The organism is Pseudomonas sp. IT-P12 (genome assembly GCF_949767465.1).
GTDB lineage: Bacteria > Pseudomonadota > Gammaproteobacteria > Pseudomonadales > Pseudomonadaceae > Aquipseudomonas.
Genome location: NZ_CATKPY010000011.1, coordinates 391,442 through 406,846, shown reverse-complemented (window position 1 = coordinate 406,846; position 15,405 = coordinate 391,442). Strand labels below are relative to the sequence as shown.

General features: G+C 61.8%; 9 protein-coding genes. 1 reads left to right on the top strand and 8 read right to left on the bottom strand.

The features are described from left to right. Positions 1-26: 26 nt before the first annotated feature. The 7 genes from ACM6IM_RS05085 to tpx all read right to left on the bottom strand — a co-directional run bounded on the left by ACM6IM_RS05085 (position 27) and on the right by tpx (position 12,906). Positions 27-773 (bottom strand): SDR family oxidoreductase, encoded by a 747-nt coding sequence (locus ACM6IM_RS05085; protein ID WP_192307885.1) that lies wholly within the window; start codon positions 771-773, stop codon positions 27-29. Between the two features lie 117 nt (positions 774-890). Continuing rightward, entirely contained in the window at positions 891-2,972 is a 2,082-nt protein-coding gene (locus tag ACM6IM_RS05080) for a putative bifunctional diguanylate cyclase/phosphodiesterase (protein ID WP_414864388.1), read from the bottom strand. A gap of 267 nt (positions 2,973-3,239) precedes the next feature. Next, positions 3,240-4,709 carry an efflux transporter outer membrane subunit gene (locus ACM6IM_RS05075; RefSeq protein ID WP_414864387.1) on the bottom strand — a complete coding sequence of 490 codons (1,470 nt, stop codon included), beginning with the start codon at positions 4,707-4,709 and terminating at the stop codon, positions 3,240-3,242. Next, entirely contained in the window at positions 4,706-7,813 is a 3,108-nt protein-coding gene (locus ACM6IM_RS05070; protein ID WP_192307882.1) for an efflux RND transporter permease subunit, read from the bottom strand. The genes ACM6IM_RS05075 and ACM6IM_RS05070 overlap by 4 nt, the downstream gene beginning before the upstream one ends. Further along, positions 7,810-10,914 carry an MdtB/MuxB family multidrug efflux RND transporter permease subunit gene (locus ACM6IM_RS05065; protein WP_414864386.1) on the bottom strand — a complete coding sequence of 1,035 codons (3,105 nt, stop codon included), beginning with the start codon at positions 10,912-10,914 and terminating at the stop codon, positions 7,810-7,812. The genes ACM6IM_RS05070 and ACM6IM_RS05065 overlap by 4 nt, the downstream gene beginning before the upstream one ends. Then, positions 10,911-12,227, bottom strand: coding sequence for an MdtA/MuxA family multidrug efflux RND transporter periplasmic adaptor subunit (locus tag ACM6IM_RS05060; protein ID WP_414864385.1), 1,317 nt, complete (start codon positions 12,225-12,227; stop codon positions 10,911-10,913). Before ACM6IM_RS05060 ends, ACM6IM_RS05065 begins: the two co-directional genes overlap by 4 nt. 178 nt (positions 12,228-12,405) lie before the next feature. Then, positions 12,406-12,906 (bottom strand): thiol peroxidase, encoded by a 501-nt coding sequence (gene tpx, locus ACM6IM_RS05055; RefSeq protein ID WP_414864384.1) that lies wholly within the window; start codon positions 12,904-12,906, stop codon positions 12,406-12,408. A 424-nt stretch (positions 12,907-13,330) separates the two neighbouring features. On the opposite strand from tpx, the gene ACM6IM_RS05050 reads away from it, so the two are divergent. Beyond that, on the top strand, positions 13,331-13,750 hold the full coding sequence (locus ACM6IM_RS05050; protein ID WP_201192805.1) for a YciI family protein: 420 nt from the start codon (positions 13,331-13,333) through the stop codon (positions 13,748-13,750). Between the two features lie 73 nt (positions 13,751-13,823). Here the strand turns inward: ACM6IM_RS05050 and ACM6IM_RS05045 are convergent, their stop codons facing one another. Next, complete coding sequence (locus tag ACM6IM_RS05045) at positions 13,824-15,332, bottom strand: bacteriocin immunity protein (RefSeq protein ID WP_414864383.1); 1,509 nt, start codon at positions 15,330-15,332, stop codon at positions 13,824-13,826. Between the last annotated feature and the right edge of the window lie 73 nt (positions 15,333-15,405).

Sequence of the window (15,405 nt, the reverse complement as noted above, 5' to 3'; positions counted from 1 at the left end):
CAGGACAAACACAGGTAATCCTGGGGCTAACGCCCGCCCCCCAGATCCACAAACGTCCCCGTCGCGTAAGAAGCCTTGTCCGACAACAGCCACACAATCGCCTCCGCCACTTCATCCGGCCGGCCGCCGCGTGCCATCGGGATCGCCGACTCCAGCTTGCTGACCCGATCCGGATCTCCGCTGAGCGCGTGGAAGTCGGTGTAGATGTAGCCAGGGCGCACGGCGTTGACGCGAATACCTTCGCCCGCCACCTCCTTGGACAGGCCCAGGGTGAAGGTGTCGAGCGCGCCTTTGGACGCGGCGTAATCCACGTACTCGTTCGGCGCCCCCAGGCGCGCGGCGACCGAGGAGACGTTGACGATGCTGCCGCCCTGCCCGCCGTGCTTGGGTGACATGCGCAGGATGGCGTGCTTGGCACAGAGGATCGGCGCCAGGACATTGGTCTTGAGGGTTCTGAGGATGCGGAACTCGGACATTTCGTCGACCCGGGACTTTTGCCCCACCGTGCCCGCATTGTTGACCAGTGCCGTGACCCGGCCCAGCTCGGCGTCGACCCGGTTGAACAGGGCAATCACTTCGTCTTCGTTGCTGACATCGGCACGTACCGCAATGGCCTGGGCGCCAAGAGCGCGGACTTGCTCCAGCACGCGATGGGCGGCCTCTTCATCGGACTGGTAGTTGATGCAGATCCGATAGCCCTGTTCGGCGGCCAGTTGTGCCGTGGCGGCACCGATACCGCGGCTGCCGCCGGTGATGACAATGACTTTGTCCATGCGAGCGTTTCCCCGTTCAAGCGTATGCAGTCGGGGCCAAGAATAACCGCCATTGACCGGTTTTGCATGAGCTGTGGCAGCTTGCGCGCAGATGACCGATGACTGCGACCGGGATTTTCAGCCTGCCGCCAGTTGCTCCGCCTGGACAATGTCCGACAGGAATCGCTCCGCCGGCAGCGGATGCCCCAGCAGGTAGCCTTGCAGCGAGTCACAACCAAGCTGCGTCAGGAAATCCTGCTGCACGTCGGTTTCCACCCCTTCGGCGACGATTCGCAGGCCCAGCGCCTGCCCCAGGGCGACAATCGCCGAAACAATGGCCGCGTCGTCGCTGTCGCGCTCCAGGTCGCGGACAAACCCACGGTCGATCTTCAGCTCATTGGCCGGCAGGCGCTTGAGGTACATCAGGCTGGAATAGCCGGTGCCAAAGTCATCGATGGACAGGTCGACGCCCATCTGCGACAGCTCATTGAGCACCGTCATGCTGGCATCGGCGTCGCTCATCGCCGTGGTTTCGGTGATTTCCAGGGTCAGGCAGTTGGCTGGCAGATGGTGCGTGGCCAGGGCCCTGGCTACGCTCTGTACCAGGCCTGCGTGGCAGAACTGCAACGCGGACAGGTTCACGGCGATACGCCAATGGGTGTAGCCGAGCACAAACCACTCGCGCATCTGCCGACAGGCTTCGTTGAGCACCCAGTCGCCGATCGGGATGATCAGTCCGGTCTTCTCTGCCAGATCAATGAACTTGTCGGGCAACAACAGGCCGTGGGTCGGGTGTTCCCAACGCAACAAAGCCTCGGCGCCGACGGCGCGGCCGTTGCTGGCATCGAATTTGGGCTGGTAATGCAGCCTGAACTGCTGCTGATCCAGTGCGTTGCGCAGTTCCTGCAATAATTGCAGTTGTTTGCGCGCGTTGCTGTTCATCGAGGCATCGAAGAAGCTGTATCCGTTCTTCCCCGCCCCCTTGGCGTGATACATCGCCGCATCGGCGTTCATCAGCAATTCCTCGGCGCTGTGGCCATTGCCCGGATAAAGGGCGATGCCGACACTGGCGGAGATCTGCAAGTCATGTTCGGCGACGCGGAACGAGCGCCCGACCAGCCCGACCTGGCGCTCGGCGAGACTCAGCGCGTCATGCTCGCTGACCAACTGCACCAGCAAGACGAATTCATCGCCGCCAATCCGCGCCAGGGTGTCCTGGCTGCGCAAATCCTCGCGCAGACGCAGTGCCACTTCACGCAGCAGCAGATCGCCCATGTGGTGGCCGAACGCATCGTTGACCGGCTTGAAGCCGTCCAGGTCGATGAACATCAAGGCAAAACAGCCGCCCTGCTCCTTCACCCTCGACATGGCCTGATCGATCCGGTCGGCCAGCAATACGCGGTTGGGCAGCCCGGTCAGCGTGTCGTGCAGGGCCAACTGGGTGAGTTCGCGGTTGGCTTCGGTCAGCGAATGAGCCAGGTCGGCTGTACGGGCCTCCAGGCGTGCATCGAGAATCGACGTGAGCAGCGCGATGCTCAGCACCGCCAGCGTGGTCACCAGCACCAGGCTGTCCAGACCCTTGCCATTCAGGCCAGCGGTGGCCGCGCCACAGAAACTGCCGTCGGGAAACTGCGCGGCGGCCATGGCCGTGTAGTGCATGCCGACAATGGCAATGCCCATGATGATTGCCGCGCCGCCACGGATCAGGCTGACATAGGGTGTATGCAGGCGCAGGCGGAAGGCGATCCACAAAGCCGCACCCGACGCGCCGACGGCGATCAGCAAGGACACGGCGAACAGCATGGGGTCGTAATCGATGCCGGGCTCCATGCGCATCGCGGCCATGCCCGTGTAATGCATGGCACTGATACCGGCGCCCATCACCAACGCACCGAAGCCCAGTTGCCATAGTGGCAATCGTGACTGGCTGACCAGCCACAGGGCAAAGCCACTGGACAGGATGGCGGTCAGCAGTGAAAGGCCCGTCAGTGTGATGTCGTAGCCAAGCGCGATCGGCAGATCGAACGCCAGCATGCCGATGAAGTGCATCGACCACACGCCAATCCCCATCGCAAAGGCGCCGCCAGCCGTCCAGAAATGCACCGCCCGGCCTTTGGCCGTGGCAATGCGCCCGGTCAGATCGAGCGCCGTATAGGACGCGAGGATCGCCACGAAGAGCGAAATGACAACCAGCGAGGGGGAATAGCTACCGATGAGCATGGGGTTTCTCGAAACGACCTGACTGACTGAGTCCATTCCTGGCAGGCAAATCGGCGATTGTACTGATTGCGCAAAAGAACGCACTGACAAAATGAGCAAATGGCCAGCAAGCCGATGAAACGCTTGTTTGAGCCATCGCAGAGCCGTGTATTGCCGGTATGAATACCCCCACTGTGGGAGCGAGCCTGCTCGCGATAGCGGTGTGTCAGCCCCCACCGTTGTGGCCTTGAAACCGCATCGCGAGCAGGCTCGCTCCCACAGGAGTGATTACAGTTCGGTATTGCCATCCCACCCGCCACCGAGCGCGGCGATCAATTGCACGCTGGCAATCAACCGGCTCTGCAACAGGTCCAGCATGCTGCGCTCGTTGTTCAGCGCCGTGGCCTGGACCACCACCACATCCAGATAGGCAATCAGCCCGGCCTTGTACTGATTCTGGGTCAGGCGCAGGGACTCCCGGGCCGCATCCAGCGCTTGCTGGCGAACCTCGGACTCGTTCTCCAGGACCTTGAGCTGGACCAGATAGTTTTCCACCTCGCGGAAGCCATCGAGCACGGTCTGACGGTACTTGGCCACGGTTTCATCGTACGCCGCCTCGCTGCGGTCGACTTCCGCCGAGCGCTGACCGCCGTCGAACAGGGTCATGGCCAGTTGCGGGCCGACCGACCAGAAGCGGTTGGGCACGGTGAACAGCCCGTTTGAAGTGCTGCTGCTGTAACCGCCATTCATGCTCAGGGTCAGGTCGGGGTAATAAGCGGCCTTGGCCACGCCGATGTTGGCGTTGGCGGCGATCACCGAGCGCTCGGCGGAGGCAATGTCCGGGCGTCGCTCCAGCAATTGCGACGGCAGGCTCAGCGGCACGTCAGGTAGCTGCGGGATGTCCTGGCGTTCGGCCACGCTGAATTGCGCGGGCGGCAGGCCGATCAACACGGCGATGGCGTTCTCGAACTGGGCCCGCTGCCAGATCAGGTCGACCAGGTCCGCCTCGGTGCTCTTGAGCTGGGTTTGTGCCTGCGCCACCGCATCTTTGCCGGAAACGCCGGCGCGATACTGGTTTTCGGTCATTTTCAGCGACCGCTGATACGCCTCCACCGTCGCTTGCAGCAGGCGTTTCTGCTCGTCGATGACCCGCAATTGCAGGTAGTTCTGCACCAGTTCCGACTGCTGGCTCAGGCGCATCGCGGCCAGGTCGGCAAAACTGGCCTCGGCGTTGGCCGTGTCAGCCTCCAGCCCACGGCGCAATTTGCCCCAGACATCGGCTTCCCAACTGACCCCCGCCTGGGCGGTGTAGGTATTGCGAATACCACTGGAGGTGCTGCTCAGGCTGGAACTGCTGCTGCCGGTGCCCTGGCTTGAACGGTTCTTGCCGAGGGTCAGGTCCACCGTCGGGAAAAACGCACCACGGGCACTGCGCACCAGCGCCTGGGCCTGCCGGTACTGGGCTTCGGACTGCGCGACCGTCTGGTTGGCACTGTTGAGCTTGTCGATCAGGCCGTTGAGCTGTTGATCGCCGTACAGCTCCCACCAGGCCCCGCGAGCCAGGGAATCGCTCGGGGCGGCCTGTCGCCAGCCGGCCGCTTCCTTGTACTGCACCGGCGCAGCGGTGGCCGGGCGCTGGTAATCCGGGCCGATGGCGCAGGCACTGAGCAGCGCCACGCACAGCGACAGGCTCAGCAAACGCGAGCCCCGGGCCATCAGCAGCGGTGCGGACAGGTTGTTAAGCGAACGGTCAGTCATAGCGGAGTTTCCAGGGCAGCATCGGTGCGCACGCCGCGCCAGCGGTTGAAGCGATGGCGCAGTTTGTCGAGATAGAGGTAGACCACCGGGGTGGTGTAAAGCGTCAGCACCTGGCTGAAGATCAGCCCGCCGATGATGGTCAGGCCCAGCGGCTGGCGCATTTCCGCACCTTCGGCACGGCTCAGCAACAGCGGCAATGCGCCGAGGATGGCCGCCAGGGTGGTCATCAGGATCGGACGCAGTCGCTGCAGGCAAGCGTTGCGGATCGACTCCAGCGGCTCCAGGCCCTGGTGCCGCTCGAGTTGCAACGCCAGGTCGATCATCAGAATGGCGTTTTTCTTCACCACGCCGATCAGCAGGAACAGTCCCAACAGAGAAATCAGGCTGAACTCGGCCCCCAGCACGTAGATCGACAGCAAAGCACCGACCCCAGCCGACGGCAGGGTCGACAGAATGGTCAGCGGGTGAATGTAGCTTTCGTACAGCACACCCAGCACCAGGTAGACCGCCAGCAGCGCGCCGAGAATCATCCATGGCTGGCTCTTCTGCGTTGCGGCGAAGGCGTCGGCGGTGCCGGCCATCTTCACGATCACGTCTTCGGGCATGCCAAGCTGGGCGAGCGAGCGTTCGATCGCGGCCGTGCCCTGCTCCACCGTCACGCCTTCGGCCATGTCGAAGGAAATGCTCTCGGACGCAAACTGGCCTTCGTGGCTGACGCGGTCTTCTTCCAGGCTGCTTTCGTAATGGGCGATGGTCGACAGCGGGATCCGCGCACCGTCGGCGGTGATCACCTGGACCTGCTTGAGGGTGATCGGGTCCTGGGCGTACTTGGGATTGACCTCCATCACCACCTGGTACTGGTTGAGGCTGTCGTAGATCGTCGAAATCTGCCGCTGGCTGTAGGCGTTGTTGAGCACGGCCGTGACCATGTCCATGTCGACGCCCAGGCGCTTGGCCTGATCGCGGTCGACGATCAGCGTCACCTGCTGCGCGCCGCTGCCCTCCCGGGCATCGATAGCGGTCAGTTCCGGCAGGGCCCTGAGGGCCGCCACCACTTTCGGATACCACTTGCGCAGCTCGCTCAGGTCAGCACTCTGGATGATGTAGGAATACTGCGAGGTCGTCTGCTCACGGCCGCCCCCGAACTGCAAGTCCTGGTCCGCCATCAGCATCAACTGAGCGCCGGGCACCTTGGGCATTTCCTTGCGCATGCGCTCGATGACCTTTTGCGCGGAAAGCCCGCGTTCCTGGATCGGCTTCAGGCGCACCAGCATGAAGGCATTGTTGGTACCGTTGCTGCCACCGATGAAGCCGGCGACGCTTTGCACTGCGTCGTCCTTGAGCACGGCACGACGGAAAATTTCCATCTTCGGCTGCATGACACTGAAGGACAGACCGTCGTCCCCCCGCACGAAACCGATCAGTTGCCCCGTGTCCTGCTGCGGCATGAATGTTTTAGGAACAACCACATACAGCGCAATATTCACCCCAACTGTCACCAATAGACTGAGCAACGTTAGGCGTCGATGGCGCAGCACCCAGTCGAGGCTGGTGGCGTATTTGCCGACCATCCATTCGTTGGTGCGCTGGCTCCAGCGTTGCAGGCGATTTTCCTGCCCCGGCGTGTGCGGCTTGAGCCAACGTGCGCACAACATCGGCGTCAGGGTCAGGGACACCACCAGCGACACGACGATGGCCGCTGCCAGGGTGATGGAAAACTCACGGAACAGGCTCTCGATGATCCCGCCCATGAACAGGATCGAGAGGAACACTGCCACCAGCGACACGTTCATCGACAGCAGCGTGAAACCGACTTCCTGGGCCCCCAGGTAGGCGGCCTTCATCGGGCGCACACCGGCGTCGATGTGCCGGGAAATGTTCTCCAGCACCACGATGGCATCGTCCACCACCAGCCCGGTGGCGAGAATCAGCGCCATCAACGACAGGTTGTTCAGGGAAAAGCCGTAGAGGTACATCACCGCAAAGGTGCCCACCAGCGAGACGGGCACCGCCAGGGTCGGGATCAGCGAGGCGCGGAAGTTGCCGAGGAACAGGAACACCACCAGGATCACCAGGGCCACGGCGATCAGCAGGGTCATTTCCGCTTCGTGCAGCGTCGCCTTGATCACCGGCGAGCGGTCCATGGCCAGGTTCAGCTTGACGCTGGCGGGCAGTACGGCCTGCAAGGCCGGAAGCTGGGCCTTGATTTCGTTGACCGTCTCGATGATGTTGGCGCCGGCCTGTCGGTTGATCACCAACAGGACAGCCGCATCGTCGTTGAAGAAACCGCTGTTGTAGCGGTCCTCGACGCCGTCGCTGACCTTGGCCACATCCTTCAGGCGCAGGGCTGCACCGTCCGCGTAGTGAATGATCAGCGACTCGTAATCCTTGGCTTTTTCCAGTTGATCGTTGGCCTGCACCTGCCACAGCCGCTCGCCGTCTTCGACCGACCCCTTGGGGCGACGAACGTTGGCGTTGGCGATGGTGTTGCGCACATCGTCCAGCGCCACGCCGTACTGGTTCAGCGCCTGGGGCTCGAGCTCGATGCGCACGGCGGGCAGGGAGCTGCCGCCGATCTGTACTTCACCGACACCCTGCACCTGGGACAGGCTCTGGGACAGGATCGTCGAGGCCAGGTCGTACAGCTGGCCCTTTTGCAGCACCTCCGAGGTCAGCGACAACACCATGATCGGCGCCTGGGACGGGTTGACCTTCTTGTAGGTCGGCATGCTGCGCATCCCGCTGGGCAGCAGGTTACGCGAAGCATTGATCGCCGCCTGCACTTCCCGCGCCGCGCCGTTGATGTCGCGGTCGAGATCGAACTGCAGGATCACCCGGGTCGAGCCCTGGCTGGATCGGCTGCTCATGGTATTGACGCCCGAGATGGCGCCAAAGGAGCGTTCCAGCGGCGTGGCCACGGTCGAGGCCATCACTTCCGGGCTGGCCCCGGGCAAACTGGCCTGGACCACGATCACCGGGAAATCCATTTGTGGCAGCGGCGAGACGGGCAACAGGCCGAAGCTCACGCCGCCGAGCAGCATGATCGCCAGGCTCAACAGCAAGGTGGCGACCGGGCGCTTGATGAAAGGTCCGGAGAGGTTCATGGCTGCTCGACCGCTTCCACCGGCTCGGATGGACGGCCCCAACGCCGACCGAGACGGTCGAAGTACAGGTAAATCACGGGTGTGGTGAACAGGGTCAGCACCTGGCTCACCAGCAAGCCCCCCACCATCACCAGGCCCAGGGGTTGACGCAGCTCGGCCCCGGAGCCGGTGGCGAGCATCAACGGCACGGCACCGAACAAGGCCGCCAGCGTGGTCATCAGGATCGGCCGGAAACGCAGCAGCGCCGCCTGGTAGATCGCGGTTTGCGGGTCCATGCCCTGGTTACGCTCGGCGTCGAGGGCGAAGTCGATCATCATGATCGCGTTCTTCTTCACGATACCGATCAGCAGGATGATGCCGATGATTGCGATCATGCCCAGGTCATTGCCGCTCAACAGCAGGGCCAGCAAGGCACCGACCGCGGCCGAGGGCAAGGTCGAGAGGATGGTGATCGGGTGGATGTAGCTTTCGTACAGCACGCCCAGCACGATGTACATGGTCACCACCGCCGCCAGGATCAGCAGCAAGGTGCTCGACAGGGACGCCTGGAACGCCTGCGCCGCACCCTGGAACTGGGTCTGCACGCCGACTGGCATGCCGATGTCCTGCTGCACCTGCTCGATGATTTGCACCGCATGACCCAGCGCCACGCCAGGCGCCAGGTTGAAGGACATCATGACCGCCGGAAACTGGCCGATATGGGTGATCGCCAGTTGCGCCTGCCGCTCCTCGATGTGCGCCAGGCTGGACAGGCGCACCTGCCCGCCATCGGTGGTCTTGACGTGGATCTGGTTCAGCGCGTCCGGGCCGATTTTCTCGCCCGATTGCGATTGCAGCACCACGCGGTACTGGCTGGCCTGGGTGTAGATGGTGGAAATCTGGCGCTGGCCGAACGCGTCATACAGGGCATCGGTGATATTCGCCACCGACACCCCGACCCGCGAAGCGGCGTCACGGTCGATCACCAGATAGACCTGCAATCCCTTGTCCTGCAAATCGCTGGCGACGTCGGCCAGCTCCGGGCGCTCGCTCAGGGCTTCGACCAGGCGGCCGCTCCACAGGCTGAGCAACTCGGCATCCGGCGATGACATGCTGAACTGGTATTGCGTACGGCTGACGCGGTCTTCGATGGTCAGGTCCTGCACCGGCTGCATGAACAGGCGAATGCCGACCAGCTTGTCCACTTCCGGTTGCAGGCGGGCAATCACCTCGGAGGCACTGAGATCACGATTGCCGTGGGATTTGAGGTTGATCAACAGGCGACCGCTGTTGAGCGTCGAGTTGTCGCCATCGACACCGATGTAGGACGACAGGCTCTCGACGGCCGGGTCGGCGAGGACCACCTTGGCCAGCGCCTGCTGGCGCTCGCTCATCGCTGCAAAGGAGATCGACTGCGGCGCTTCGGAGATGCCCTGGATGACCCCGGTGTCCTGGACCGGAAAGAAGCCCTTGGGCACCACCAGGTACAGGAACACGGTCAACGCCAGCGTGCCGACAGCCACCAGCAATGTCAGCGGCTGGTGCTTGAGAACCCACGTCAACTTGCGCCCGTAAGCCTCGATCATCCAATCAATGACCGCACCGCTGGCCCGATAGAAACGGCCCTGCTCTTCCTCTTTGGGTTCACGCTTGAGCAACCGCGCGCACATCATCGGCGTCAGGGTCAGGGACACCACCAGGGAAATCAGGATCGCCACCGCCAGGGTGATCGCGAACTCGCGAAACAGACGCCCTACCACATCGGCCATGAACAGCAGCGGAATCAGTACGGCAATCAGCGACAGCGTCAGGGACACCAGGGTGAAGCCAATCTGTTTCGCGCCCTTGAGCGCCGCATTCAGCGGACTGTCGCCCTCTTCGATGAAACGGGAAATGTTCTCCAGCATCACGATCGCATCGTCCACCACGAAACCGGTGGCGATGGTCAGGGCCATCAGGGTCAGGTTGTTGACCGAGAAACCGGCGAGGTACATCACGCCAAAGGTGCCAATCAGCGAGAGCGGCACCGCCACCGACGGAATGATCGTCGCGCTGGCCCGGCGCAGGAACAGGAAGGTCACCATCACCACCAGGGCAATGGCGATCAGCAATTCGTGCTGGACGTCGGTCACGGAAGCGCGAATGGTCTGGGTGCGGTCGGTGAGGACGGTGACCTCGAGGCCGGCCGGCAGGTTATCGGTGATGCTCGGCAGCAAGGCCTTGATCCGGTCGACCACCTCGATGACGTTGGCGCCCGGCTGGCGCTGGATGTTGAGCAACACCGCCTGGCTTTCATTGGCCCAGGCGGCGAGACGTTCGTTTTCGGCGCCGTCGGCGATTTCCGCCACATCCTTGAGTCGCAAGGGTGCGCCATTGCTGTAGGCCAGGATCAGGTTGGCGTAGTCTGCGGGCGAGGTCAGTTGATCGTTGGCATCGAGCATCGAGACCCGCGTCGGGCCGTCGAAGTTGCCCTTGGGCTGGTTGACGTTCGAGGCGCCGACCAGCGTGCGCACGTCCGACAGGTTCAGCCCGGCCGCCGCCAGGGCCTCGGGGTTGACCTTGATCCGTACCGCCTGGCGCTGACCACCGGAAATACTGACCATGCCGACGCCGCTGATCTGGGCGATTTTCTGCGCCATGCGGGTATCGACCAGGTCATTGAGCTTGGGCATCAACATGGTCTTGGAGGTGATCGCCAGCGTCAGTACAGGGGTGTCGGCCGGGTTGACCTTGTTGTACACCGGCGGCGCCGGCAGGTCTTTGGGCAACAGGTTGGTCGCGGCATTGATCGCGGCTTGCACCTCCTGCTCGGCGACATCCATGTTGATGTCGAGGCTGAACCGCAGGGTCAGCACCGAGGCGCCGCCGGAGCTTGTCGAGGCCATCTGGGTCAAGCCCGGCATCTGCCCGAACTGGCGCTCCAGTGGTGCCGTCACCGCGCTGGTCATGACATCCGGGCTGGCGCCGGGATAAAGCGTCATCACGCGGATGGTCGGGTAGTCGACCTGGGGCAAGGCCGACACCGGCAACAGGCGGTAGGCGATCAGGCCGGCCAGGACAATGGCCAGCATGCTCAGGGTGGTGGCTACCGGGCGAAGGATGAACAGCCGCGAGAGATTCATGCGCCGCCCTTTTTCGCCTTGTCGGTGGTGACCGGCTCAGTCGTGCTGGCCGCCGACTTGCCCTGCAGGTGCCCGGTCGGCGAGGTCGGTACGTCCTTGGTGTCGTTGACCACTTCCACTTCGCTGCCTTCCTTGAGGCGGTCGGTGCCTTCCAGGACGACGCGTTCACCCGCCTTCAGGCCCTCGATGACAACGGTGTTCTCGCCATCGCTGGCGCCGACCTTCAACGGGCGGATCGTGACTTTCTTGTCACCGTCCATCGCATAGACGAACGTGCCGTTGGTGCCGAACTGGATGGCTGCCGCCGGGGCCAGCACCACGTCTTTCAGGGTGTCGGCCAGCAAGTGGACGTTGACGAACTGGTTGGGGAACAGCGCTTGGTCGCGGTTTTCGTAGCGCGCCTTGAATTTCAGGGTGCCGGTGGCGACATCGATCTGGTTATCGAGGCTTTGCAACACGCCGGTGGCCTGCAATTTGGCGTCGCCACGGTCCCAGGCCTCAGCGGGCAGCCTGGCGCCGCTGCGATAGCGGGCCAGCACCACGTCGAGGCTGTTCTCCGGCAAGGTGAAGGCGACACTGATCGGCTGGGTCTGGGTGATGATCGCCAGCGCCGTGGTGTCGTTGGCGGCGACCAGGTTGCCGACGTCGAGCTGACGCAGGCCGACGCGCCCGGCAATCGGTGCGCGGATGCGGGTGAATTCGAGATTGAGCTTGGCGTCGTTGACCGCCGCCTGGTTGGTCTTGACCGTGCCCTGGTACTGGCCGACCAATGCTTCGGCGGTGTCCAGGGTCTGCTTGGCGATGCTGTCTTCGCGATACAAACCGCGATAACGCTCGACGTCGACCTGAGCATTTTTCAGTTGTGCCTGATTCTGCAGCAAGGTGCCTTCGGCCTGCAGCAAGGCGTTCTGGTAGGGACGCGGGTCGATTTCCGCCAGCAGGTCGCCCGCCTTGACCATCTGCCCCTCTTCGAACGACACCTTGATCAGTTCGCCGCCCACGCGGCTGCGCACATTGATGGTGTTCAACGCCGTCACCGTGCCCAGCGCCCGGTAATACAATGGGAAATCGCCCTTGACCGCCGGCGCAACACGCACCGGCACCGCCCCGGCCGCGCCACCGAAGCCGGGCCGCATCCCGCCGGCGCGCCCCGCATGGCCCACCGCGGCTTTCTGCCCTGCCCCTTCTTTGGGTGCAGCACCACCGGGCCAGAATTTCCAGCACAGGGCAGCGATGACCAACAGGACGAGCAGGCCGAACAGCCAGCGACGAGGACTACGGGAAGCGGAGGATTGCATGGAATGATCAACCATTGGGCGCGTGGGCTTTTTCTACAGGAGGCTGAACGATAAGCACTGGCGGCTAAATAGCAAAGCGCCTTTACCGGCAATTTACCTTCGGCTTACGTATCAGGAGAGTTATCTAAGGGACTGAAGCACAAATGAAAACGGCCTGAACAGGAGCAGGCCGTTAACAATTGTAAGCGATTGCTTATTTCAGAACGGCGAGTGCCGCGTCGTAGTTCGGCTCCTGACCGATTTCACTGACCAGCTCGCTGTGCAGCACGTTGTCGTTTTCGTCCAGCACCACCACGGCGCGGGCAGTCAGGCCTTTGAGCGGACCGTCAGCGATGGCCACGCCATAGTTCTCGATGAACTCGGCGCCACGCAGCGTCGACAGGTTCTGCACGTTGTCCAGGCCTTCGGCACCGCAGAAGCGCGCCTGGGCGAATGGCAGGTCGGCGGAGATGCACAGCACCACGGTGTTCGCCAGGTCATTGGCCTGGGCGTTGAACTTGCGCACCGAGGTGGCGCAGGTCGGGGTGTCGACGCTTGGGAAAATGTTCAGCACTTTGCGCTTGCCGGCGAAGCTGGCCAGGGTGGTATCGGACAGGTTGCCAGCCACCAGGGAAAAGGCTGGCGCCTTGGAGCCGGCTTGAGGCAGTTGGCCGTTGACTTGAACCGGGTTGCCTTTAAGAGTGACTTGAGCCATGAACGGAGTCCTTCTGCACGTTGTTGTAGAGAATTTTGAAGAGGCAGAAGTTAACCACGAAACGGGCCGACGACCTACCGGCAGATACAAATTGTGAACACTCTCCTGAAGACCTGTGGGTGCGAGGCGGCTCCGGGCGGCGTTCCGACGATTGCGGCGTGTCAGGCATTTTGATGTTGGATGTACCGCCCCATCGCTGGCAAGCCAGCTCCCACAGGATCCCTGTTGTCCAGTCATCCTGCGCCTGGCCACGAACAATTGTGGGAGCTGGCTTGCCAGCGATGGCTGGTGTATCACACAACGACGATGTTCAACTCATCGCGAGCAGGCTCCCTCCCACAGAAGGTTTTTTCCAACTGTGTCGATTTGGCCACTTGCCAACCGACCATAGGCTGAATCAACACAATCCAGCGGAGACACCACCATGCGATTCATGATCATCATTAAAGCCAGCGCCGATTCCGAAGCCGGCGTCATGCCCAGCCAAGAACTGCTGACGGCAATGGGCAACTACAACGAAGAGCTGGCCAAGGCCGGGATACTGCTGGCGGGCGAAGGCCTGCACCCTAGCAGTAAAGGCGCCCGCGTTCGCTTCTCCGGTGACAAACGCTCGGTCATCGACGGCCCGTTCGCCGAAACCAAGGAGCTGATTGCCGGCTTTTGGCTGTGGCAGGTCAAGTCCAAAGAAGAAGCCATCGAATGGGTCAAGCGCTGTCCCAATCCAATGCCGGGCACCGAGTCAGAGATCGAAATCCGCCAGGTATTTGAACTGGACGATTTCGGTGTCGAACTCACGCCCGAGTTGCGGGAGCAGGAAGAACGGGCGTTTGGAAAGAGGGGCTGACCCTTCCCCAAATCGGTTTGCGTAACCACGGTACGATCACGTCTGCAACGCACGTGATCGCTCGATTCGCCGATCAAACCGGAGACAAATGTTCATTGCTGAGCACGACATAAACCGGATCAAGCCCTGAGCTTGCAGGGAAAACCACGATGTAGTCATCAGGCTCGACGTGTTGTCCATCACCGGAAATCACTTCAATCGCCGGCACCGGTGACGAATAAATATGGCCCAAGCGTTTTGATCGCACCGGGGCGTCCGGAACACGGCTGTCCTGAACAGCCGGCGCACACCAGCAAACAGTGGCGGGAGCAGTGCCATCCGCCGTAAAACGCAAGGCGCGCCGTTGCTCATCGTATTGTGCAGGCCTCACGCGAACGCTGGAAGCCAACGATTGTCCTCGGCAAGCACTGACGTGTATTTGCGTCAGCGTTTCGACCTCCCGTAAACCTTGAAACATCGTTTTAGGTTTTGCGGGCACTACGGCCGTTCCGATTCTGAAGGGCAGATCAACTTCAAGATGGTGAGTTGCCAACAACTGCCAATCAGGCCCTTCGAGTGGCTGAAGTTCAGCCAGGGGTACGCTAATGCCAAAAATACGAGTGTCCGCCCGACTGGAACATTCGAAGCTCAACACGGCTGCTCGCTGGTTTTCATCAGAGACCTCACCTGAAGTGTGCTGCCACGTAAACTCGGCAACCGCTGAACGAACGGCTTTTTGCATATCGATGCGCTGAGACAGATACAACGCTGGTGATGTGCCATTAAGCAGAACATCAGGACGAGTGTCGACAAAGTCCAACAACGCTTGCATTACGGAGGGAGTGCGACCGGAATTTGATTCGGCCAGTGCGCGAGAATGAATGAGCTTCTCCTGCGCTGAGATCAAAAGGATTTCAGCTTCATCATGCTGTGCACGATGACGTTGGTTGATGCCAGCCAGTCGTGAGAGGTAGCCGTCATGCAGCGCATTGATTTGTTGCGCGATGCTTTGCCGCTGCGCATGGTCCGATCGCGCATAAATCAAATTGTCCTGTTCGCGTTTTCTTGCAAACTCGAGTCGCATTTTCCAGAACTTGAACTTATTGATGGCCGTAGAGGCTTCGTGCTGGGCAGCCTCAAGTGTCCGAATGCTTGTTTCCCTGCCGGAGATGTCCATCTGCGCAACCTGGAGACTGCGCATGTGCTCAATAGCCTGCAGGAAAATAGCGGCAGCTGATTCAACGATCAGTTCAGCCGCAGCCACGTCTGCGGCCAGCTTGTGCATTTCCGCCAGGCTGATTTCAATGGCGCTTTTTCGTGGGGTGGGAAGAGGCACGGAAACGGTTTCTTCCTTGAAGGCCGCCACCCCCTGGCGCTGATGCCAGTTCCTGACGCGGTTCACAACCGACCCTTGGCTGCTCCAGCTGTCGCGTTCGTCGGGATAAAAGAGCAGGTCCGCGCCCTCGGGGTGGCCAACAATGCGATCGAAATGGTTGATCAGCCGATCATGATCCTTCTTCGGAAGATCGACCTCCCTGATTCGGTTGATCAGCGTCTGAAATTCCGACGCGGTGTATTCCTTGAGTGTTGATTTGAGTTCCATTGGTTCTTCCTTGAATCTCTTTTACAAAGCCATCGCGGACAATGGCACCTGCCCGGTTCAGAGCAAGTGCCAT

Coding starts and splice junctions, on each gene's coding strand:
- ACM6IM_RS05070 (WP_192307882.1), bottom strand. CDS start 7,813: ATGAACCTCTCCGGACCTTTCATCAAGCGCCCGGTCGCCACCTTGCTG.
- ACM6IM_RS05080 (WP_414864388.1), bottom strand. CDS start 2,972: ATGCTCATCGGTAGCTATTCCCCCTCGCTGGTTGTCATTTCGCTCTTC.
- ACM6IM_RS05060 (WP_414864385.1), bottom strand. CDS start 12,227: ATGGTTGATCATTCCATGCAATCCTCCGCTTCCCGTAGTCCTCGTCGC.
- ACM6IM_RS05045 (WP_414864383.1), bottom strand. CDS start 15,332: ATGGAACTCAAATCAACACTCAAGGAATACACCGCGTCGGAATTTCAG.
- ACM6IM_RS05075 (WP_414864387.1), bottom strand. CDS start 4,709: ATGACTGACCGTTCGCTTAACAACCTGTCCGCACCGCTGCTGATGGCC.
- ACM6IM_RS05085 (WP_192307885.1), bottom strand. CDS start 773: ATGGACAAAGTCATTGTCATCACCGGCGGCAGCCGCGGTATCGGTGCC.
- ACM6IM_RS05065 (WP_414864386.1), bottom strand. CDS start 10,914: ATGAATCTCTCGCGGCTGTTCATCCTTCGCCCGGTAGCCACCACCCTG.
- ACM6IM_RS05050 (WP_201192805.1), top strand. CDS start 13,331: ATGCGATTCATGATCATCATTAAAGCCAGCGCCGATTCCGAAGCCGGC.
- tpx (WP_414864384.1), bottom strand. CDS start 12,906: ATGGCTCAAGTCACTCTTAAAGGCAACCCGGTTCAAGTCAACGGCCAA.